Raw genomic sequence first — 19,296 nt, 5'->3', positions numbered from 1 at the left:
GGGTCGGTACCAACAGTCCAGGTGATGGGGGAGCGTTCGGTGGCAGGGCGCCAGCCGGACGGCGGAGGTCCTATGACCGCAGTACCTCGTACAGCAGCCAATCGGGCCAGCGCCAGTCGCCCTGCCCAACAACCGCTTCGTAGCAGTCAGCGTGAGTACGCTTGGCAGTGCCCAAAGACTCCAATCGCTGCAGTCCTGTCCTTCAGGTCGTCGGCGCCACCACCGCGGCAGGGATGAACCCTTCATCCGTCAGCGCACGCACCACGCCACGCAGCAGCATGTTGTGGCTGAACCCGATGCTGTATTGCCGGGCGCCCGGGTTGATGGGTTGCAGCATGCCGCCATCCACCAGTTTGCGTATCTGGTAAGTGCGCTGGTTGGCGTTGAGGTCGGGCATGGCTGCTTCCAGGTCACCCGCCTTCACCGTACCGGCTTTGATGGTGGTGGTCAGAACGGCCTGTTCCAGCGGGGTGATCAACTCCCGTTCGCGGGCGTAGTTCACCGCAGGCAGCAGCACCTTGGCTTTGAGGTGTTCGTAGTCGGCCAGGCGGTCCACCTTTGTCAGTTCGTCGCGCACACCGCTGAGCACATACACACACCAGCGCTCCAGCGCTTCGTCGGTGCCCACATCGGCGTCACCAAGCCGGGCGTAGTAGGCGTTGCGGTCAGCGCAGAACACGGCGGCCGGGTTGAGCAGCCGCCCCACCGCGTTCACGCGGAAGCCGTACTTGATGAGCATGGCGTAGGTAAGCAGGCGCACCACCCGGCCATTGCCGTTGCCGAACGGGTGCACCCAGGCGAAACGGTGGTGCGCCAGCGCCACCTTCATCAGGTCGTACTTGGGCGGGTCCGCCCGGTTGATGAAGGTGACCAGCTCGGTCATGTAGTCCGGCACCTGGGGCGCCTCGGGCGGCAGGTGGTCAGCCTGGGCAATCTTCACCGCGCCCTGGCGGTAGGCGCCGGGGTTGGTGTCGCCTTCACGTTTGAGCCCGTCCACCGTGGTGGCATGCAGACCGCGCAGCAGGTGCTCCGTCAGCGGGGCGCCGGGCTCCATGCTGTCTTCTACCTGCTGCATCGCGTGTTCGATGTTGGCAATTTCCTGCAACTGTTCGGACCGGTTCGGGCCGTCGATCACCCTCGCTTCCACATAGTCGGCCAGCGTGGTGTGGTTGCCTTCGATGCGGGCCGATGCCAGGCTCTCCAGCACGTGGAAGACCTGTTTGAGTTGCATGAACACCGGCAGCGGCGTGGTGCCCTGGATCTGCAGGCGCCGCAGGTGCTCTAGGTCGGTCAACACGTCCAGCAGTGGCGAGTTGAAGCTGGGGTTCAGCAGCCGCAGCGGGTGGTGAACAAACTGAACCATGGGGGCTGGTATCTGGAATTGAGGATTGATTTATCTGGACTTTACGGCAAAAAATCGTTTAACGATATGGGTTTATATGGTTGGTTGAATTCTGTTATCTGGAAATGTCTCGGCATCGGATCTGGAAAAGGCTTCCTGAGGAAGCTGGATCGGGCTGGTCTTCAGTTGGCGCGGCGGTAGCGCGGGCATGTCGCCGAGGGCAGGGCGCCAGCGCCAGGTGGTGCTGTCACCGCCGGACTCCGGGCTTTCTCCCAAGGCGGCGCCTTCAGGGCCAAGATCACGGTCGATGAACAGAGGGAAGGGCGCCACACCGCAGTCCAGAAGACTGGCGCAGACCAGTGCCTGGTTGCCGGGCACGTTGTACCGAAGGCTTTTGACCAAGCTACGGCCCTGCCGCACCAGTGCCCCTACCAGTTGCCGGTCCCAGCCGTCGTCCACCGGCAGCCACTGCGCGGTGGTGAGCATGAGGGACAGTTCCACGATGCCTGGGGTGCCGGCTTCGTCCACCCGGAAGGTGGCCACCATGACCAGGTGAAGGTCAGGCTCGGTGCCCCAGAGGGTGAGTTCGTGTTCAAAGCTTCTGCCCAGGCGCCGGTAAAGCGCATCGTCCAGCGCGAAGGCTTGGTCTGGCAGGTGTTTGAAGACCGCCTTGTGCCCGAAGCGGGCGGGTGCGATGTCCTTGACCTCGGCCACCATGAGCAGCAGGGCTTGGGGTTGTCCGGGTCTCGGGGCGCCATGGGCCCACTGCCGTTGGCGGCGGGACTGGATCGCGTTACGCTGTTCCACCGAAAACACCTCGGGGATGTAGAGGCTGCCCAGCAGGGCATGGCCGTGGACGAACTTGTTGTCGGCGGCCTGTAGCAGGTGCCGGCGTACGGAGCCCCAGCTGCGCCGGCCTGCGAATGCAGGCTTCCAGTGGGTCAGTTCGGCCTGGTCCCACAGGTAGTGCAGCAGGGCGCGCAGGCCGAGCCGATGGCCTTGGACAACCACGCTGCTGCTGGCGCTGGCCGAGGGCGGCTGTACGGCCCGGCCGGGCAGCTTGGTCATCGGGAAGTCCAGCTTGAGCGTCGTCATGCCGGTGGCCGGGTTCTCGACGATGGCGGTGCCGACCAGCGGGCCGAGACCGCTGAACACTGCGGGCGGTTCGAAGGACGGGCAGGTGGTGGCGTGTTGGCTGCCGGTGTTGGGCATGCGCTTGACGGTGTAGCCGTTCAGGACGCGCGCCACGTACATATCAACGCCCGGCCCGCCGGGCTGGCACAGGCAGCGGGGGCGCAAGTGTTTCTCGTGCGCCTTGACGATGGCGTCTGCGAAGCCGGGGTCGTCTCTCGCCCATCGCTGATCGCCGAAGGCGTAGACCGGATCCGAAGCCGAACCTGAGTTCATCGCAAAACTTCAGCGGGCAGGTGCAGCACGTTCTCGACCGCGCTGCTGGTCTTGTTGAGGTGTCAAGACCGGACGCTGGGATGGCGCGTTCTTGTCGAAGACCCGGACCTTGGGGTTCTGGCCATCGCGGATGCGCTGGGCGAGCTTTTCGGAGGCGGCCACCATCACGGCTTCGCGCCGTTTCTCAGGCACCCGATTGGCGACGAGGATGGCTTCGATGGCGGCCAGCACGGTCTTGCGGCCACCACTGCCGCGGCCCGATGGTTTGTCGGTGTTGGTGGCGGCCTGTGGCGCGCTGGCGTCACGGGTGGGCTCGATGCGGTTGGTCAACCGCTGATCGCGCTCCACCTTGAGGCGTTCCAGGTCGGCCGGGTTGGGCTCGTAGCCCAGGGCCTTGACACCGCGCGCTGCGGCTTCGAGCCAGACCAGGCGCCGGAAGTATTCGCTGCCCGTGACCCGAAGGGACCGCCAGTTGCGGGCTTCGGCCACATCGACCATGGAGCGGGCCACCGAGGGGCTGTTGGTGTCGGTGGCCAACCGAAAGGTGGATTCGGTGAAGGCGACGCGAGAGGTGTCACCCCGGAAGCGGTATTCGGTCAGGCCGAGGCTGACATCACCCAGCGTGACCGGTGCGCGTTTGATGATGTAGCGGTCCATCAACGCGGCCTCCAGCCGGGCGACGAGTGCTTCGCGTTCGGCCTGGGCGTCCATGCGTGCACTCGCCTGTTGGCTGGGCGTGTCGGCTGCGCCAGTCCCTCTGTCTTTGGAGGGGAGGGGGATGACGTTGGATTCTGTCGTCTGGCGCGCTGGATCGGTGTTTACCGGTTTCGCTGGCTGGGCTGTCGTGGGGGGCGGGACTTCACGGGTTTCATCCCGCTGCCATTGGCCCTCGATCTTGTGGACGAAGGACTTCTTGCCCCGCACATCCACGACGACGAAACGGTTCGCACCGAGCTGATCGGCCTTGGCCACCATGTCTTGGTAACGGTCGGTGCGGTAGGTGAGTTCGGCGAATGGGTCGCGCAGTTCGAACCGTTCGCCGGGTTCAGGCTCGGGTGTCTGAAAGGTCCGGATGGCAATGGCGGCGCGATCCACGGGTTCCACTGTGCCGCCCAGGGTGGTGTTGGTGTCCGCCGTGGTCTGATCCACACGCCGGGCCGGTGCTGCTCTTTCGTCCATGGTGGTCTCCTTCGGTGGCTGTTGCCAGCAGGTGAGGTGTCAGAGTTGGGGTGGGGCGGAAGACTGGGCGGGCACCGGGGGAACCCGGTACACCTCGATCTCGACGCGGCGGTTGAGGTTTCTGCCTCGCTGGCTGCTGTTGTCGGCCAGGTGATCGCCGATGGGCTGGTGGGTGGTGCGGATGCGTGCGGGGTCCACGCCAGCGGCGACGAGGTAGTCGCGCACGGCGTTGGCCCGGGCCTGTGCGATGCGGCTTTCAACCGACGAGTCGCTGGTGCCGTCAGTGCGCCCCCTCAGCACCACGAGTGGCGCGGTCTTGGCTTCTTCCATCAGAGCCGATGCATCCGCGGTGGGGATCGAGACCCGGGTGCTGTTGAAGCCGAAGTGGACGATGCGAATGCTGTTGGCCTGCGCTTTTTCCTGGATCGAAGCCATCAGTTGCTGGCGTGCGGCCATGTGGACCAGCGTGGCGGTGGTGGTCTCTGCAAGGCGGCTGGATTCGTTGGCCTGGATGCGGGTGTTTTGCAGATCGTTCTTGCACACCTGCAGATCGACGGCCATCTGCGCGTTGGCGGGCCGCTTCTGAGATTCGTCCACGATGGGGGGCTTGGGGGGTGAGCTGCAGGCGCCCAGCATTGCTGGGAACAAGGCAATCAACACGGTGCGCGGGGACAGGGTGGTCATGGCTGTTCCTCCAAGGTTTCGAGCCGGATAGGGTCTGCGGTGCTGACGAAGGACGGCGTGGAAAGTGAGGCTGGGTCGGGCTCGTCGTCGTCGCTCTCAAGGACTTGCTCGATGGACCCGCCTTCACCGACAGCCGCCAGCCCGTCGTCAAAGAAACCGATGCAGGTTTCCGCCAGCTTCTCGGGTGGGCCTTCCATCTGGTCTTGGGTCAGCTTGACGTCGTGATTCAGAACACCGATGTCCATGCCGGTTTGCCCGGGCGGCAGTTCGTCGTCTGCGTAGCGCCAGCGCTGCTGGACTCTGGCGAGGTGCTGGTCCATGTTCATCTGCGGCACCTTGGGTGCCGGCAGCAGGCGAGCTGTGAACGCCTTGTCCTGGAAGTAGCGGATCTTGTCGCCGAGGATGGGTTTGCAGTTTTCGCAAATCACCACAAGCCGGTCTTTGCCCAGTTCCTTGAACTCCTGCGGCATGAGCAGGGCGCGGCGTTGTTCGCTTTCGTTGCGGCTGACGGAGCTGTGGCCGTGACCGCTGAACGAACGGCTGCGCCCTCGGGTGGTAACCCGTTGGGTGAAGTAGCCCAGCATGGCGCTGTACTCGTCGGCGTCGCGCTGTTCGCGTGGGGCGAAGAGGATCTGCAGACCGTGGTTGGTGGCAAAGGTGCGGGCTTCCTTGTCGCCATAGACGGCGTCCAGCTGCGACATCGCCTGCACCACGGTGAGCAGGCGCAGGTTGTAGCCTGCGAGGAAGGCGGCGGAGTGCGTGATGATGCCCACGCGCCCCATGGCGGTGAACTCGTCGTTGACCAGCAGGCATTGGTATTTGAGCGACGGGTCGTGCTCTGGCAATTGCTGGGTGTTGAGGCTGACCAGTTGCGAGAAGAACAGGGTGAGCAGAGGCCGGGCATTGGCCAGGCGGTGGGGCGGGATGCGCACGTAGACCGACATGTGCTGACGGCGCAGCTGGCTCAGGTCGAAGTCGTCGGCACTGGTGGCGGCATCGACCACCGCATCCGCAAAGATCGTGAGCGGCGCGTGGAAGGTGGCCACCACGCTGGACAAGGTGTTTTCCGAGTTGCACAGCAGGCGTTGCAAGGCATCCAGGCATTCATCGGAGAACGGCTTCCCCGCTGTCTTGCGTTGCTCGATCAATCCGTTGAGGTGTTCTTTCAACGGGCGCCCTTGCCCCGACGACTGGCGCAGCATCTCGCCCACGGTGCGGGGCAGATCGGGTGTTTCCAGCAGCAGCAAGCCCAGACCGAGGAAGAGGTTGCGGGCCTGGTCGTTGAAGAAGGCTTCGGACGATGTGCCGCTGCCGTCATTGGGGTAGAACACTTGGCCAACGCCCAGCAAGTCACCCACGCGGTGCAGGGGGCTGGTGCGGACGGCAGTGAGCGGGTTCCAGCGGTGGCTGCGTGCTTCTTCGTCGAAGGGGGAGAAGGCGTAGACCGCCTGTTGGTGCTGGGCCCGGTAGCCGGCCGTGATGGCGTGGTTCTCCCCCTTGATGTCGAGCACGACCACGGAGTCAGGCCAGTTCAGCAGGTTGGGCACCACCACGCCGACACCCTTGCCGCTGCGGGTGGGGGCAGACAACATGACCGAGAGTTGCCCGTGCAGGGCGAGGAACTGGCCACGGAAGCGGCCGATCAGGATGCCTGGTGTGGCGGCTCGTCTGCCGGTCAGCAGCAGCCCAGCCTTCTTCACCTCGGCGAAGGTGGCGAAGCGGGCATCACCATGCAGTGGACGGCGCGGGCGGCTGGCAGAGATCAGTGCCATGGGCAAGAGCACCAGCGTGAGCAGGTAGGCTGCACCGCTGGAGACCAGCAGCCGCTTGCGCAACGCAGGTTCATCGGCGTAGATCAGCCAGTAGTCCACGATGCTGTTCCAGCCGGCCAGGCTGGGGTTCGACTTGCTCAGGACCAGAAACAGCACGCCCGACAGGTAGAGAGCAGTGACCACCAGTGCTGCTACTCCGATGACCGCAAGAATGCCCAAGGCCACCCGGCGCACGATGGGCCAGGGCACTTTTGACCAGAGCAGTCTGGCATTCATGGCATCAACCCGCCAAAGAGGCTGCCCTGCAGTTCGGCCGCAGCTTCGCGATCGCTGTCGCTGGTGCGCTGCGTGCGGCGCGGCTCGTAGGCGATCTCGGAAATGAAGCGCCCGCGCTCATCCCGGTTGAACTGCACGATGACATCGATCACGATGCCCAGAAGACCCTTGATCTCGTCCAGGCGCAGACCACCGCCGGCACCGCTCTCGCGGATCATGAGCGACATCTGTTCCAGCGCCAGCGCGCAACTGCCTGCGTGCACGCTGGTGATGCTGCCGGGGTGGCCGGACGCGGCTAGGCGAATGAAGGAGAAGCACTCTTCACCGCGCAGCTCGGCCAGGAAGATGCGGTCGGGCTTCATGCGCAAGCAGGCCTCCAGCAGCGACTTGGCTGTCACGCGGGCGGTCCCTTGCGCATCCTTGCTGTAGAACAGGTGCACCACGTTCGGGTGATGGGGAATGGTGAGTTCGGCCGTGTCCTGGATGGTGATCAGCCGCTCATGGAGCGGGACTTCCTCGACCAGTCCCTTCATGAAGGTGGTTTTTCCAGACCCCGTCTTGCCGCTGACCACGATGGTCTGGTGCTTCTGCACCGCGAGGCGCAGAAACTCCCCATACCGACCGGCCGCTTTCAACGCAAGCAACTGCCTCTGGAAAGGCTGGAGCCCTTCGTCTTCCGCACCCAAAGCGGCGCGCTCCCCGATCCGGTCGAACAGACCTTCGCCTTCGAAATCGGTCAGTCGTTTGATCAGATCGGATGGCTTGCGTACCGTGATCGACACAGTGTTGCGCGTCACCGCGGGCGGGATGACGAACTGGATGCGTTCGCCACTGGGCAGTGTGGCCGACAGCAGGGGGCGTTCCTGGTTGATCTGCTGGTCGCAGTAGGTGGCCACGGCCGTGGCCAGCGAGAGGCAGCGTTCTTGCGTCATGGCCGGCGCTTCCACGCGCTGCCAGCCGTGCACGGTCTCCACCTGCAGTTCACCGGGGCGGTTCACGCACACTTCCAGCACGCCAGGTGCATCCAGCTGTTCGCGCAGCGGGCGCAGGAACTCGACGACCGAGGTCGCATCGCCGCACCAGCCGTCGGACTGCGGGTCCTCGAAGAAGGATAAGAGGAGGTCTACCTCGGAGTTCATCGTGCCACCGGCTGCAGTGCGTAGACCGACGAGAAGTCCACGTCGCGCGCGACGTAAATGCCGACGATGCCGCCCTGGTTCTGGTAGATCAGGGGCGGGATGTTGATAGTGCTGTCGAGCACCTTTTCGGCCAGCTTGCTGGTGTTTTCTGTGGTGGACGGCAGGACGATGGTGTCCGCCTCGCGGTCCTGCATCTGGTTCTGAATCACCAGCTTGACCGAGTCGTCGATCAAGGAGAGCAGCATGGCCGCGCCGATGCGGTCACCCCAGCGGTTGTCCACGTGGCCGTCCATGCCGGACTCACCGAGCTGACCCGTGCCGGGCGATTCGATGTCCACCGTGACGCCGTTCGGCGTCCGAATGCGTGTCCACAGGACGGGAATGCGGACGGTACCGGGGCGCAGCGAAGCGATCCGATATTCGCCGTCCAGGTGTGAGCCGCGCTCGATAAGCAGTACCCGCCCGTTGTCGCTGTACACATCGCGCTGCACTTGGCAGCCCACCAGGCCCGAGGTGGCGCTGATAACCCGGGTTTTGAGTGCACAGGCGAAGGCCATGCCTTTGGGCAAGGTGAGACTGCGGTCGCCCAGGGTGGAGGCCTTCACGCGTGGTGTGGCGGAGCCCTGCAGCTCGCCACCGAACAGCCCCGCCACGGCCGATCGAAGGTTGGGGTCGTTGTCTGGCGGTTGTGGGGACGCATTGGCTGCAGCGCCCAGACCGGCCGGCAAGGCGTTGCCTTGGGTCAGGTTGTCCAGAAGCCCTTGCAGCCGGCGCTGGTAGTCCTGCAACTGCCTGGACGTGGAGGCTGCAGGGTCGTTGGACGTCTGCGTTGAGTCGGCGCTGTTGCCAGGGATGCCACCCGGGCGGGACGATACCACCAGCACGGGCGCGTCGTCCGGTGACCAGGTCTTGGGTCCGGATGGGGCAGCCGTGCCTGAATGCCTCAAGCTGATGGGGTCGGCCGCCTCTGCAGGGGTAGGCTCCAATGCGGGTACGCGGGGCTTGACCGGCTGGGTCATGTCCAGTTGCCGGGTGCCTGCTCCCGCAGCTGATGGGCGATCCCGCAGCAAGGACTTGTCCTTCTCCGCATCGCCGCTGCCGGCGAAGTAGCGGTACCCGTACAAGATGCACATGGCCGTCACCATGAGCACCACCAGGCCAATGACCGAGATGTTCTTCCAGGACAGGTTCAGCGGTTGCCGCCGGGCCACGTTGGGGATGCCCGCTTCGCCCGGCAAGGGGCTGATGGTGTTGCCGCTCTCTTGCGGCGAAGGCGCTTCGTTCGGTGCCGATGAACCTTGTGTGTGCTCGGTCATGGTTTGGCTCCCAGCGTTGAGGGCGACGAAACGGAGGCATCGGATTTCAGAACCCGTTGCACACCCGGCACCGTGGTGGAGCCTTTGGCCGGCGAGCCCTCCAGGTCGAAGGCTTCGTTCCAGAGGCCCACCACCGCCGATCCGGCACGCAGCATCAGGCGGCGGCTGACCCGGTCCACCACCAGGGTGTCCTCTTCCATGCGGGCGTTGACCTGGGTTTCGCTGCCATCGCCAAGGACATGAAAGACCGCAGGCACCTCGCGATTGCCCGGGAAGCGGAGGTAGGTGAACCGGCCATCGTCGTAGACCAGCGTGGGGACAATGTCCGCCGATCCGGCGGCTTCGGCCAGCGCGTACTGGGTGTTGAGCACTGTGGGCTTGGCCGCCAGTCGCTCAGCCACGATCTGCTGGGCCGTTGGTGGGGGCGGAATCGGTGGAAGACTCGCCAATGCGGCCAGTTCCCTTTCCGCCAGACTGGGTGGGGCTGCTGCAGGTTTTGGGGACCGGATGGCGAGGCGATAGACCGGCGGCTGGCGGTCGCTGTCCGAAAGGATCACGAAGCGAAGCGTGTGTGATCGCCGATCGGTGATGACCGCCAGGTTGTTGGGTGCATCGGCGGCGCTTTTGGCCTTGACATACAGGTGGTGCCCACCCGGTTGGGCGGCCACGCACCAGGCGGCATCGGGCTTGCTGCAATCACCACCCTGGCCCACAGCCACTTCGGTGATGACCTCGTCCTTGTCGAACTCCACCAGCGTCACCATGCCGCGTTTGACCGGGACGGTGACCACCGCATTGGCGTCGTAGACCACCTCCCGCAGTCGAGGGTCGGCCTTGTCGACGGGCTGAGCCGCCAAGGTGTGCAGAGGAGCCAGGGTCAACGGCACCAGCACCAAGGGAAGTACCAGGAGGTTCATGGCTTCACTCCGGTGGTCGGTGTGTTGATCTCGGGGTCGGACCGGTAGGCCGTGACCACGAAGCCAAAGGGGTTCTCCAGCCGATCTGCTTCTTTGGCCAGCACCTTGGGTTGGTACTGGTAGACCACGCTGGCCACGTGCCGGGTGGTCACGTCGGGCAGATTGCGGTCGGTCATGTGGACGACCTTGTCGTAGGTGACCGTGGCGTCGCTCTGGTTGCCGCTGCGGCCCGAGGCGCGCAGCCGCACGCCGACGATATTGATGCGCCATTCTTCGGTGGAGCCGACCTTCTTCTGGAGCGCCCCGTCACCCTCGAACTGCCGGTTGTATTCCGCGAACACGGCGGGCACCGCCATGCGGGCCACCTGATCAAAGTCCCGCTGCAGGAACATCCAGCTGTATGCCTCGCGGGCGCGGACAAAGGTGGCCAGGTTGTGTTTGTCCAGCACCTCCATGGCGGGAATGGTTTCTTCGCTCAGGCGCTGCTGGATGGTGGTTTCACCGGTCACCCGGTCCACCACGATGGGGATTTCCACCACCTTGCGCAGCGGCCCCTGCACGAAGACCGCCGCGATGCCGATCAGGCCAATCGCCAGACCAGCGGCAGCGGCGGCCCAGGCCCGACGCTCGGAGCGCTCCAGCATCAGCGCGCGGTCGATTTCCCAGTCCCGATTGGCCTGCAGCGACGGAGTTTCAGGCTTCGGCACGGGCGTTTTGGGCTGTTTCGGCCATGCGGCGGCCTCACCTGACATCAGGATGGCACTCATGGGGGACTCCGGTGGTGTGGTGCTTACGGCAGGAAGTCGGAGACCTTGCCGGTCCGACCCAGCATCTGGTACTGGCGTTCGCGCTCACGGCTTCGGGCGATGCGCTCCTCGCTGTCGGCCATCCCCTGCAGCATCTGGATCTGCGAGGACTCGTGCGCCAGCAGAGCGTTCTCTGCGCCGATGCGGGCCTGGATCTCCTGCACCGACTTCTGGTCTTCGGTGGCGTTGATCTGGGTCATCAGCGACTGGATCTGCTCCAGCCGCATGGCGGCCGACTTCATGGCGTCTTGCAGCAGGCCTTTCTGCTGGTAGGGCTGCGCCAGGGTGGCCTGGCACTCTGTGCGCGCATCGCCACTGCGGTCCAGGCAGTTGTAGAGCATGCCGACATCGCGCAGGGTTTTGGCCGTGGCGTTGAGGCCGCTGTACCCCGAGGTGTTGATAGCGTTGAGGTAGGTGTAGGCCTCGGCCGGGATGTAGTTCTTGAGCAGCGGGTTGTTGAACACTTCGCCCAGATTGCGCATGCCGTTGATGCTGTCGATCTGTGCTTGCAGTTGTCGGATCTGCCGGATCTGGTTGTTGATCTGGGTGATGTCGTTGATCACCTGCTGCACCGCCTGGAACAGGTTGGCGACATCGATCACGGGGATGCCGGTGGCGCGTGCGTGCGTAGCGCCCAGCGAAATCAACACGGCGGCGGCAACCTTGAGGCGGTACTTCATGGTGTGCTCCTTGGCAAGTGGATGATCAGGACCGGCCGCGCAAGGCGGCAAGTCGGTATGCCGCAGACCGTGCGGCTCCGTAGCCCTTTCGGGCCATGTTTCCGGCGTATCGGCCCGTGGCTGCGGCTGCAGCACCGGCCGTAGCGGTGGCGCCGGCACCTGAACGGATCACGCCTCCCTGGCCCGTGCCGGTGGCGGCCGAGCGTGCCGAGGAAGCAGAGCGCAGGCCCGAGACCATCATGGCGTTCTGGATCATTTGCACGCCTTGCTGGATGGCGGCGCCACCGGTCAGGGCCGAGGCAAGGCTGGGCGCCTGGAAGCAGAGGATGGCCATGAGGATCATGAGCACGCAGTAGCGCGTGGCCTCGCCCAGCACGTTGAAGGTGCTCCCGAGGAAGCCACCACCGTCGTTGATGGCCTTGAACATCGCGGCGCCCATGTAGGCGCTCAGGCCCAGCGCGAAGAAGGCGAACCAGGTGAGCACCACCGCGTTCAGCAACATGGACAACCAGCTGTCGAAGAAGCGCGCAGTAGGACGCCAGGCCAGGCACAGGATGAACAGTGGCCCGATGGCAATCACGAAGGTCAGGAACAGTTTGGCCAGCGTGACAACGAAGAGTGCGATGCAGAGGAAGAAGACCGTGCCGATGGAGAAAATGCCGCCGGCCAGCAGCAGATCAAGCCGGAGCACGCTGGCCTCTTTCATGATGTCGGCCACCTGGGCGCTGGCGTCGTCGTTGAACTTGTCGAGCAGGGCGTAGGGCGAGCTGATGGTGGCCGGGTCCACACCCGAAGGCAGAAAGGTGCTGGCCACGCCCATGGCCAGACCATTGGCCGTGTCCGACACGTTGCTGATGTAGAAGCCCGACTGCAGGGCAAAGGCCAGCACCAGCCCGATCTTGAAAACCTTCCAGACGAAGGTGGGCACGGTTTCGGACACCTCGTTGCGCAGCACCGCCCAGCCGTAGAGCGCCACCCACACCGTCATCGCCGACAGCGCGATCGGCGTGATCGCTGACATGAGCGACGACACCACGCCGAGCACGTAAGTGCTCAGAATCGCGTCGAAGTTGGAACCGACCCAGGCGAACATGGCATCGCTCCTTTATTGCACCGCCGGGTAGGGCAGGTTGGTCGGTGGCGACGCAAAGACCTTGACGCATTTGCTGCCCAGGTCGGGGTACTGGCACTGCAGCCACTGGCCTCCAGCCTTCACCACCCAGATGCGCGATAGCTTGGTGGTACCGTAGCTGGAGGCGCGGCAGGTACCTTCGCGCGCATAGACCTCGGTGCATTCCATCAGCCCGTCGCGTGTCTCCACCATGTGCCACGGGCCGGCGTGACAGCCCGCGTGCGCCATGCAGGGTTTGGACTTGAGGATGGGGCCGGCGCTGGGCAGTGGCGCCAGCTCGACAATGCGTTCACCGCTGGTCGAGGTGCGAACCGCCTCGTTGCCTTTGACGGTCTGGGCACTGGTGTTCGCGCTGCCTATGGCGATGGGCAGCAGGACAAGCATGAGGTGAAACCGGTTCATGTCGCTCTCCTGGAGTTGCGGGATTTGCGATCCTGAACCTCGCGCAGCAGCACCGGAAGCCACAGCAACGGATCGTTACCGTGTTGTTCGCGAACGGTGTCGAGCAGGGCAACGTTGTCGGTGGTGGCCGACAGAACGGTCACGAAGTCCTGCAAGCCGCTGAGGTCCAGCTCGCAGATGGCGCTGCTGTGCCCCTGTTTGACCAGAAAGCGTCTGCCGCCTTGCGCGCCCAGGCTGCGCACGATGCCGAACTCGGCCTCGCTGAGCCCGAAACCTTCGACGTATTCCTCGCGCACCGCTTCCGGGTTGGCCAGGAAAATCTTGGTCACGCTCTGTTCGACCATCGTGCGGCCAATGGGATGGCGCAGCACGTCGGACGGGCTCTGGGTGTCGAAGATGCCCAGACCGTTCTGCTTGCGGATGGTCTTCTGCTTCTGTTTGGCGAAGTCGCTGAAGATGTCGTGGTCCAGTGCTTTCCAGAACTCCGAGATCACGTAGATCAGCCGCTCGCCATTGACCAGTTCTTCCATCACCTGGAGCAGGTACAGCATCACCGGCGTCCGGACCTCGGGCAGGTCCAGGAACTCGGTGGTGTCAAAAGCGATGACCGAGGCTGACTGCAGGTCCATCAGCTGGTCGTTCGCCTGGTCGAACACCCAGCCCAGTGCGCCACCCTCGCACCAGCGGCCCAGACGTTCATACAAGCTGTTCTCGCCGGACTTCGGCAGGTTCTGGCGGATGGTCGAGAAGCGGCGCAAGGCGGTCGGCATCATCGCCACCGTTTTCACGGCATCGGCGATGGCGCGCTCGTCGGCCGGCAGCAGGGGCAGGGCGGGTGTCGCGATGCAGGTGCGCACCAGCTGTTCCCAGAACTGGATGCGGGCCGGCGTGGGGTCGCGCTGCAGCGGGTTCAGATGCGTGGGCTTGCCGGCTTCGAGTGTGAAGTAGCGACCATTCATGGCCCGGATGGCGATCTCGCAGCCCCGGTCCAGATCGAACAACACCAGGCGGGGCGCCGGGTTCCACTTGCGCGTCAGCGTCAGCAGGAACATCTCCAGCGTGGTTTTGCCGACGCCGGTTGACCCGATGATGATCGTATTGCCGGGCAGCTTCTTGTCGGCGGAATCTTCGCCGTCGGGACTGCTGTGGAAGTTCAGATAGAACGGCTGGCCCGATGGCGTTCTCAGCAGCGCCAAGGCTTCGCCCCAGGGGTTACCGTCGCGTTTGCCACGGGCGAAATTGTGTCCGCTGGCCAGGGCGGCGAAAGCGCGCGAGGACAACTTGGCATCGCGCGGGCGCCACTGCCAGTTGCCCGGCATCTGGGCAAACCAGGCCGCGTCGGCCACCAGGTCCACTGGCGACATCTGCAGGCTCGATGACTCGCCCACGGCGCCGATGGCCTGTGCCGCGCGCCTGCCGGCATCGGCCAGACTGTCTTCACCGGGGTTACCGAACACCACCAGGCTGTAGTGGTACTCGCCCATGCAGAACTGACCATCACCCAGTTCGTTCAGCGCTTCGTCCATGTCCGCGATCTGGCTGGACACGACATCGTCGCTGGCGATCAGCTGGTCGCGCTGCAGCTCCAGGGCGCGAGTGGCCTCGCGGCGCGGCAGGATGGAAAAGCTCTGGGTCTCGATGAACTCGCTGTCTTCGTACAGCAAAGCGTTGAGGATGCCCGGCTCCACTGCGTCGGCGTATTCCTTGATGTCCACCAGGGCCGCGCAGCGCCGCTGATCGCCATTTCTCAGCTCCAGCTTGTCGCCACCAAACGAAAGGCGGGTCGAGGGCAGGGTGCGATGGAGTGGACCAGCCGTGAAAGGCACGGGCTTCCAGTACCCGTTGACCAGGTAGCCCAGAAACTCGGCCACTTCCGAATAGAGGCGACCTCGTTGCTCACGGACACCCAGCAACTGTGGGCCGAAGCCACGCAGCACCCGGTGCACAAATGCCGTTCGCTCTTCCATCACACGCAAGGCTTCCGCGTGTGCCTCTTCGATGGCGGCCTTGGACCGCTGAGGCGACTGCAGTGCCCGGCTGATGCGAGAGGTGTTGGGCCGGTAGAGCAGCGTCAGGTACAGCTCATTGCTCATCATCGCCCGCTGGTTCAGGTGCGCCTGATAGGCCTGTGACAGGTCTTTGGCAAAGCCGTCTTCCGTCGGGTCGGTCAGCGCGTCCTGAATCTTGCGGTGTAGACGGTGAGTCCAGATGGCCCACTGGCCGCCAGAGAGGTTGCGCAGCAGACTGCAGAGCGCTTCGTGCCGTTCTGTGACCAGGTAGTCATCGGCACATTCGAAGGCCACACCGTCGAGCCGCCACACCCTCAGAAAGTCACCACCGCGGGTGATCACGTCGTGGTCGCTGAGCAGCGACGAGAAGGGCACGAACCGCGTCAACGGGTTTTCTGCGAGCGCCTGCGACCAGTGGCGCGGCTGAGGGCCTACCGCTTTGGGGCGGCGCTTCGCGCGGCGTGACCCCTTGCCGAGTCGATCAAAGATGCCAGACATCGGAGGCTCCCCGGAAGAGGGTGGGTGAGTAGCTGCGAGCGCGCCAGAACCGCCCGTTGCGGTCGTGCAGGCGCAGCTTGAGTGCGATGAAGATCTGACGAAACCGCTGGTCGTCGCGGGACGTCACCCAGCGCATCCAGAAGAGGGTGGGCACAAAGGACATCACCACGCCCAGCGCAATCCACCAGCTGACCAGAATGCCGCCCCACATAATCAGCAGCATCCCGCTGCCGAAGAGCACCACGAGTGGCACCAGCGGAATGCCCAGCTTCATGGCCGGGCGGGTTGCGCCCTTGTAGATGGTTTCGGCCTGCATGGCGGGTACCAGCTGAGGTCAGCTGACGATGTAGCTGGCGAAGGCCGCCGCGCCGCCGACTAGGGTGCCGCCGATCAGGATGTTGGCCACGTCGGCCAGCCGGGCGCCCTGAAAGATCATCTTGAAGCCGGCCCAGATGATCGCGATCGTCACCACGGCCACGGAGATCGTCACCAGGATCGCGTTGACGTTGGTGACCGTCGTGTTGACCTTGTCAAAGCCTTGCGCCCACAGCTGGGGAGGCAACAACATAAACAGGCCGAGCGCGCGGACCTGGGCGGGCGAAAGCTTCTGTTGGTTCATGACGACTCCTTTGGGACATGGTTGGGTTGGTGACGGGAAACCGTGCGGGCTGCAGCCATCACCCTCTGGACGTAGCCGTGGCGAAAGCCCGACGAGAAGTTGCCGCTGTAATAGCAAGAGAGCGCCATGCGCAGTGCTGACTGATCTGACCGGGTCGGGTCTTTGCCACCCCTGGCCCGGTCAAAACACTCGGCGAGAACCTCCTGCATGGCGGTCAGGTTCAGGCAGGGGTCAAAGGCGGTGGCGGTGGTCAGGCCCAGTCGGGCGAAGTTGCCGAGGTTGATCTGCCCCAATCCGACGCTGAAGTTGTGTCCGTGGGCCTGCAGCGCCCGCGCTGTGGCGAGGGCTTGTGCATGGTTCTGCGGCTGACGAACGAGTGCACCACCCACGACGCCGATGGCCCAAGGGTTGAATGCACTCTCGACCGACACCAAGGCATGTGCCGTCTGCGGGTGCACATGGGGTGCACAGGCCAGCGCCAGTGTCATGAAAGTGGAAGCGTCCATGTCGAACTCCTCAGGGATGCGAATGGCGCCAAGCCGCCTCTTCGTCGTCGTACCGCGTGTCCCAGGTGCCGAACTGGGACTTGGCTGCAGGACTGAAGTCGGTCACCGTGTCGCCGGAGAAGTTCCACCAGGTCTTCGTGAACGGCTTGTCGTCAATCGAGACGGAGATGACACCCGTGTAATCACAGCGGTAGAGCGTGGTGTGATCCCGCTCGTAAACGCGGGTGTACTGCGGCGGGCACCGACCGGGTGCCCGTGCCCACGCATGATTCGCCGAGTTGCCCGCACCCGACATGCCGCAGGTGGGGAAGGGCTCCCCATGCGCCAGGTCGCGCAGGACTTGCCGGATCGGTGGAACGCACTGAGGAATTGATTTCCAGCTGGGTGCTGCGAAGCACAGCAACACCAGACAGCCGTCCACGGCATGCGCGGCGCTGGGGGCGAACAGGCCCAGGGATAGCAGAGCTGTGGCTGCCCCCGCCGAGCACAGCTTCTTGACCTTGTCCACCAACAGGGCCGCGCTCCGAAGTGAGGGCGCTTGCCGGTTCCTTGAAGGGATGAAGACCATCTGACACCTCACAGTTTCCGCATCCGCCGGAGGTGAAGGTCACTTCATCTCGCTGGGTGCCGTGAGGTCAATGTAGGTCTGGGAGATCCGGGTCCTGCTGCTGGATTTGGGCTGTTTTCCAGCATCTGCACGTTACAACGCATCGGCACCATCGGCACCATCGGCTTCACTGGCAAAAGAAAACCCGGCATGAAAGCCGGGCAACTCAAAGTCGCTGTGACACGACTTTCAGGGAGGAGGGCCGACTGTTCAGGCCGACCCGGCTGCAGTATTGATTCAACGGGTGTCGATCGTCTACTGTGCCGGGGCGGGCTTGCTCTTGACTTTGCGCCGGGGTAGACAGCACTGCAGCGAGGCCGTGTGACAACTCCCTGGCAGTTCGGGCGAGTCACGCTCAAACCGCAGATTTTTCGGCTTTAGCGAATTGACGTCGTCTGAGCGTCGGCAAGGCGACGCTGGAGCGTATTCGAGGCTTTACATCGGGCCTTCAGCGGCTGCAAAGGGCGCCTATCCGCCCAACAACCGCATCGCCTTCTTGGTCTCCTCAAAGCCCAAGATGGCAAGGACGCGTTTGAAGTTGTACGCCAACACGTTCAGGCTCATCTCGGTTGCGACGTTCTGCATGCCTCGGGTCAGGAAGTGCGTCCAGCCCATCCAGTGCTTGAGGGTTCCGAAGACGTGTTCAACGGTGCTCTTGCGCACGGTCATGGCGTTGGACATCTGGTCTAGCCGTTGCTGGGCCCTGTCCATGACTTCCTCATGCTCCCATCTCCTGATGCGTCGGTAATTGCTCGTTGTGCATTGCGCCTTCATTGCACAGCCAGGGCAAGCACTGGACCAATAGATGCTGATCTGCAGTCCAGCCTCTTCTCGGCTGAAGCGGTGGATGGCTCGTTCGCCTGCTGGGCACTGGTATTCGTCGGCATCAGCGATGTAGATGAAGTCTGTCTTGTCAAACCGGCCCTCTGCTCTCGCATTGGATGTCATGGGCTTGGGTACAAGCGCTGCAATCCCGGCGTCGTCACAAGTCTTGAGCTCCATACCGTTGTAGTAACCGCGGTCGGCAATGGCCTTCAATCGGCGCTTTCCCATCACATCACGCGCGGCCATTGCGATTGCACTGAGCTGTGACCGGTCGCTGCCATTGTTGGTGACCTCATGGGCGACGATCAGATGATTCTTCGTGTCGACCGCTGTCTGCACGTTGTAGCCCACCATGGCCGTCCCCTTGGCGCTGTGGGTGGTCATTGCACGTGCGTCAGGGTCCGTCTGGGAGAGCTGCCGATCAGGCAGCGTCTCCAGTTGCGCCTTGACGACTTGAAGGTCTTGCAAGCGCTGGCGCATCTTTTGGATCTTGCCTTGCAGACGCTCGGTCTTTGCCTGCATCTCAATGGGCTGGGTTCGATCCGCAGTCTCAAGGGCATCAAGGTAGCGCTGGATGCTCTCCTCCAGCTCCCGTTCACGTCGCTCGATCTTGCCTGGCGTGAAGTTGCGCTCGCGGTTGTTGACAGCCTTGAACTTGCTGCCGTCGATGGCCACAACGGCGTCGGTGAACAGCTTCAACTCGCGGCACAACATCACGAAGCGACGGCAGACGTTGCGAATGCCTTTGCCGTTGTCGCGGCGGAAGTCTGCAATGGTCTTGAAGTCAGGGGCGAGCCGGCCGGTCAGCCACATCAGTTCCACGTTGCGCTGGCATTCGCGCTCCAGTCTGCGGCTGGACTGGATGCGGTTGAGATAGCCGTAGAGGTACAGCTTCAGCAGCACTGAGGGGTGGTACGAAGGCCGCCCGGTTGACGCCGGCTGCAAGCCCTGGAACTCCAGAGACGCAAGGTCCAACTCGTTGATGAAGGCATCCACAATTCGAACCGTGTTGTCCTCTGCGATGAAGTCATCCAAGCATTCCGGCAGCAATGTGACTTGCTGCCTGTCCTGACCTTCGATGAATCTGGACATATTGACCTCGCTGTTCAATATGTCTGCGGACTCTACCGGCTGGATAACAAAGCTGCGAGAGGGTTTTCACACGGCCTCCAGCGGTTGC

General features: G+C 63.8%; 18 protein-coding genes. All 18 read right to left on the bottom strand.

Annotated elements, in window-relative coordinates; all coding sequences use genetic code 11:
* Nucleotides 1-202: 202 nt before the first annotated feature.
* Entirely contained in the window at nt 203-1,363 is a 1,161-nt protein-coding gene (locus tag BC358_RS04585) for a Fic family protein (protein ID WP_079364894.1), read from the bottom strand.
* Between the two features lie 72 nt (nt 1,364-1,435).
* Complete coding sequence (locus BC358_RS04580) at nt 1,436-2,749, bottom strand: DUF1173 domain-containing protein (RefSeq protein WP_079364893.1); 1,314 nt, start codon at nt 2,747-2,749, stop codon at nt 1,436-1,438.
* A gap of 9 nt (nt 2,750-2,758) precedes the next feature.
* Entirely contained in the window at nt 2,759-3,928 is a 1,170-nt protein-coding gene (locus BC358_RS04575; protein ID WP_079364892.1) for an LPD7 domain-containing protein, read from the bottom strand.
* A 39-nt stretch (nt 3,929-3,967) separates the two neighbouring features.
* Nucleotides 3,968-4,612 (bottom strand): OmpA family protein, encoded by a 645-nt coding sequence (locus BC358_RS04570; protein WP_079364891.1) that lies wholly within the window; start codon nt 4,610-4,612, stop codon nt 3,968-3,970.
* Nucleotides 4,609-6,660, bottom strand: a complete 2,052-nt coding sequence (locus BC358_RS04565) for a type IV secretory system conjugative DNA transfer family protein (protein WP_079364890.1) — start codon at nt 6,658-6,660, stop codon at nt 4,609-4,611. Before BC358_RS04565 ends, BC358_RS04570 begins: the two co-directional genes overlap by 4 nt.
* Complete coding sequence (gene virB11 / locus BC358_RS04560) at nt 6,657-7,799, bottom strand: P-type DNA transfer ATPase VirB11 (protein WP_079364889.1); 1,143 nt, start codon at nt 7,797-7,799, stop codon at nt 6,657-6,659. Before virB11 ends, BC358_RS04565 begins: the two co-directional genes overlap by 4 nt.
* Nucleotides 7,796-9,115 (bottom strand): type IV secretion system protein VirB10, encoded by a 1,320-nt coding sequence (gene virB10, locus BC358_RS04555; protein ID WP_079364888.1) that lies wholly within the window; start codon nt 9,113-9,115, stop codon nt 7,796-7,798. Before virB10 ends, virB11 begins: the two co-directional genes overlap by 4 nt.
* On the bottom strand, nt 9,112-10,032 hold the full coding sequence (locus tag BC358_RS04550; RefSeq protein ID WP_079364887.1) for a TrbG/VirB9 family P-type conjugative transfer protein: 921 nt from the start codon (nt 10,030-10,032) through the stop codon (nt 9,112-9,114). The genes virB10 and BC358_RS04550 overlap by 4 nt, the downstream gene beginning before the upstream one ends.
* Complete coding sequence (locus BC358_RS04545) at nt 10,029-10,799, bottom strand: virB8 family protein (protein ID WP_079364886.1); 771 nt, start codon at nt 10,797-10,799, stop codon at nt 10,029-10,031. Before BC358_RS04545 ends, BC358_RS04550 begins: the two co-directional genes overlap by 4 nt.
* A gap of 23 nt (nt 10,800-10,822) precedes the next feature.
* Nucleotides 10,823-11,518, bottom strand: coding sequence for a type IV secretion system protein (locus BC358_RS04540; RefSeq protein WP_079364885.1), 696 nt, complete (start codon nt 11,516-11,518; stop codon nt 10,823-10,825).
* 25 nt (nt 11,519-11,543) lie between these two features.
* Nucleotides 11,544-12,611 carry a type IV secretion system protein gene (locus BC358_RS04535; protein WP_079364884.1) on the bottom strand — a complete coding sequence of 356 codons (1,068 nt, stop codon included), beginning with the start codon at nt 12,609-12,611 and terminating at the stop codon, nt 11,544-11,546.
* 12 nt (nt 12,612-12,623) lie between these two features.
* Nucleotides 12,624-13,052 carry a hypothetical protein gene (locus BC358_RS04530; protein ID WP_079364883.1) on the bottom strand — a complete coding sequence of 143 codons (429 nt, stop codon included), beginning with the start codon at nt 13,050-13,052 and terminating at the stop codon, nt 12,624-12,626.
* The gene (locus tag BC358_RS04525) at nt 13,049-15,559 is read right to left on the bottom strand and encodes a VirB4 family type IV secretion/conjugal transfer ATPase (RefSeq protein ID WP_079364882.1); all 2,511 of its coding nucleotides are present in this window, start codon (nt 15,557-15,559) and stop codon (nt 13,049-13,051) included. Before BC358_RS04525 ends, BC358_RS04530 begins: the two co-directional genes overlap by 4 nt.
* Nucleotides 15,543-15,875: a type IV secretion system protein VirB3 gene (locus BC358_RS04520; RefSeq protein ID WP_079364881.1), complete on the bottom strand. Its 333-nt coding sequence runs from the start codon at nt 15,873-15,875 to the stop codon at nt 15,543-15,545. The genes BC358_RS04525 and BC358_RS04520 overlap by 17 nt, the downstream gene beginning before the upstream one ends.
* A gap of 18 nt (nt 15,876-15,893) precedes the next feature.
* Entirely contained in the window at nt 15,894-16,178 is a 285-nt protein-coding gene (locus tag BC358_RS04515) for a TrbC/VirB2 family protein (RefSeq protein ID WP_079364880.1), read from the bottom strand.
* Nucleotides 16,175-16,684, bottom strand: coding sequence for a lytic transglycosylase domain-containing protein (locus BC358_RS04510; protein ID WP_079364879.1), 510 nt, complete (start codon nt 16,682-16,684; stop codon nt 16,175-16,177). Before BC358_RS04510 ends, BC358_RS04515 begins: the two co-directional genes overlap by 4 nt.
* Nucleotides 16,685-16,694: 10 nt before the next feature.
* A complete protein-coding gene (locus BC358_RS04505) occupies nt 16,695-17,192 on the bottom strand; it encodes a hypothetical protein (protein ID WP_256861420.1) in 498 nt (165 codons plus the stop codon).
* 567 nt (nt 17,193-17,759) lie between these two features.
* Nucleotides 17,760-19,208, bottom strand: coding sequence for an IS1182 family transposase (locus BC358_RS04500; RefSeq protein WP_079364878.1), 1,449 nt, complete (start codon nt 19,206-19,208; stop codon nt 17,760-17,762).
* Nucleotides 19,209-19,296: the final 88 nt, after the last annotated feature.

It is taken from the genome of Hydrogenophaga sp. H7 (genome assembly GCF_002025745.1).
GTDB lineage: Bacteria > Pseudomonadota > Gammaproteobacteria > Burkholderiales > Burkholderiaceae_C > Hydrogenophaga > Hydrogenophaga pseudoflava.
The sequence above is the reverse complement of the archived record's forward strand: the minus strand, read 5'-3'. Positions and strand labels throughout refer to the sequence as shown.

Coding starts and splice junctions, on each gene's coding strand:
- BC358_RS04585 (WP_079364894.1), bottom strand. CDS start 1,363: ATGGTTCAGTTTGTTCACCACCCGCTGCGGCTGCTGAACCCCAGCTTC.
- BC358_RS04580 (WP_079364893.1), bottom strand. CDS start 2,749: ATGAACTCAGGTTCGGCTTCGGATCCGGTCTACGCCTTCGGCGATCAG.
- BC358_RS04575 (WP_079364892.1), bottom strand. CDS start 3,928: ATGGACGAAAGAGCAGCACCGGCCCGGCGTGTGGATCAGACCACGGCG.
- BC358_RS04570 (WP_079364891.1), bottom strand. CDS start 4,612: ATGACCACCCTGTCCCCGCGCACCGTGTTGATTGCCTTGTTCCCAGCA.
- BC358_RS04565 (WP_079364890.1), bottom strand. CDS start 6,660: ATGAATGCCAGACTGCTCTGGTCAAAAGTGCCCTGGCCCATCGTGCGC.
- virB11 (WP_079364889.1), bottom strand. CDS start 7,799: ATGAACTCCGAGGTAGACCTCCTCTTATCCTTCTTCGAGGACCCGCAG.
- virB10 (WP_079364888.1), bottom strand. CDS start 9,115: ATGACCGAGCACACACAAGGTTCATCGGCACCGAACGAAGCGCCTTCG.
- BC358_RS04550 (WP_079364887.1), bottom strand. CDS start 10,032: ATGAACCTCCTGGTACTTCCCTTGGTGCTGGTGCCGTTGACCCTGGCT.
- BC358_RS04545 (WP_079364886.1), bottom strand. CDS start 10,799: ATGAGTGCCATCCTGATGTCAGGTGAGGCCGCCGCATGGCCGAAACAG.
- BC358_RS04540 (WP_079364885.1), bottom strand. CDS start 11,518: ATGAAGTACCGCCTCAAGGTTGCCGCCGCCGTGTTGATTTCGCTGGGC.
- BC358_RS04535 (WP_079364884.1), bottom strand. CDS start 12,611: ATGTTCGCCTGGGTCGGTTCCAACTTCGACGCGATTCTGAGCACTTAC.
- BC358_RS04530 (WP_079364883.1), bottom strand. CDS start 13,052: ATGAACCGGTTTCACCTCATGCTTGTCCTGCTGCCCATCGCCATAGGC.
- BC358_RS04525 (WP_079364882.1), bottom strand. CDS start 15,559: ATGTCTGGCATCTTTGATCGACTCGGCAAGGGGTCACGCCGCGCGAAG.
- BC358_RS04520 (WP_079364881.1), bottom strand. CDS start 15,875: ATGCAGGCCGAAACCATCTACAAGGGCGCAACCCGCCCGGCCATGAAG.
- BC358_RS04515 (WP_079364880.1), bottom strand. CDS start 16,178: ATGAACCAACAGAAGCTTTCGCCCGCCCAGGTCCGCGCGCTCGGCCTG.
- BC358_RS04510 (WP_079364879.1), bottom strand. CDS start 16,684: ATGGACGCTTCCACTTTCATGACACTGGCGCTGGCCTGTGCACCCCAT.
- BC358_RS04500 (WP_079364878.1), bottom strand. CDS start 19,208: ATGTCCAGATTCATCGAAGGTCAGGACAGGCAGCAAGTCACATTGCTG.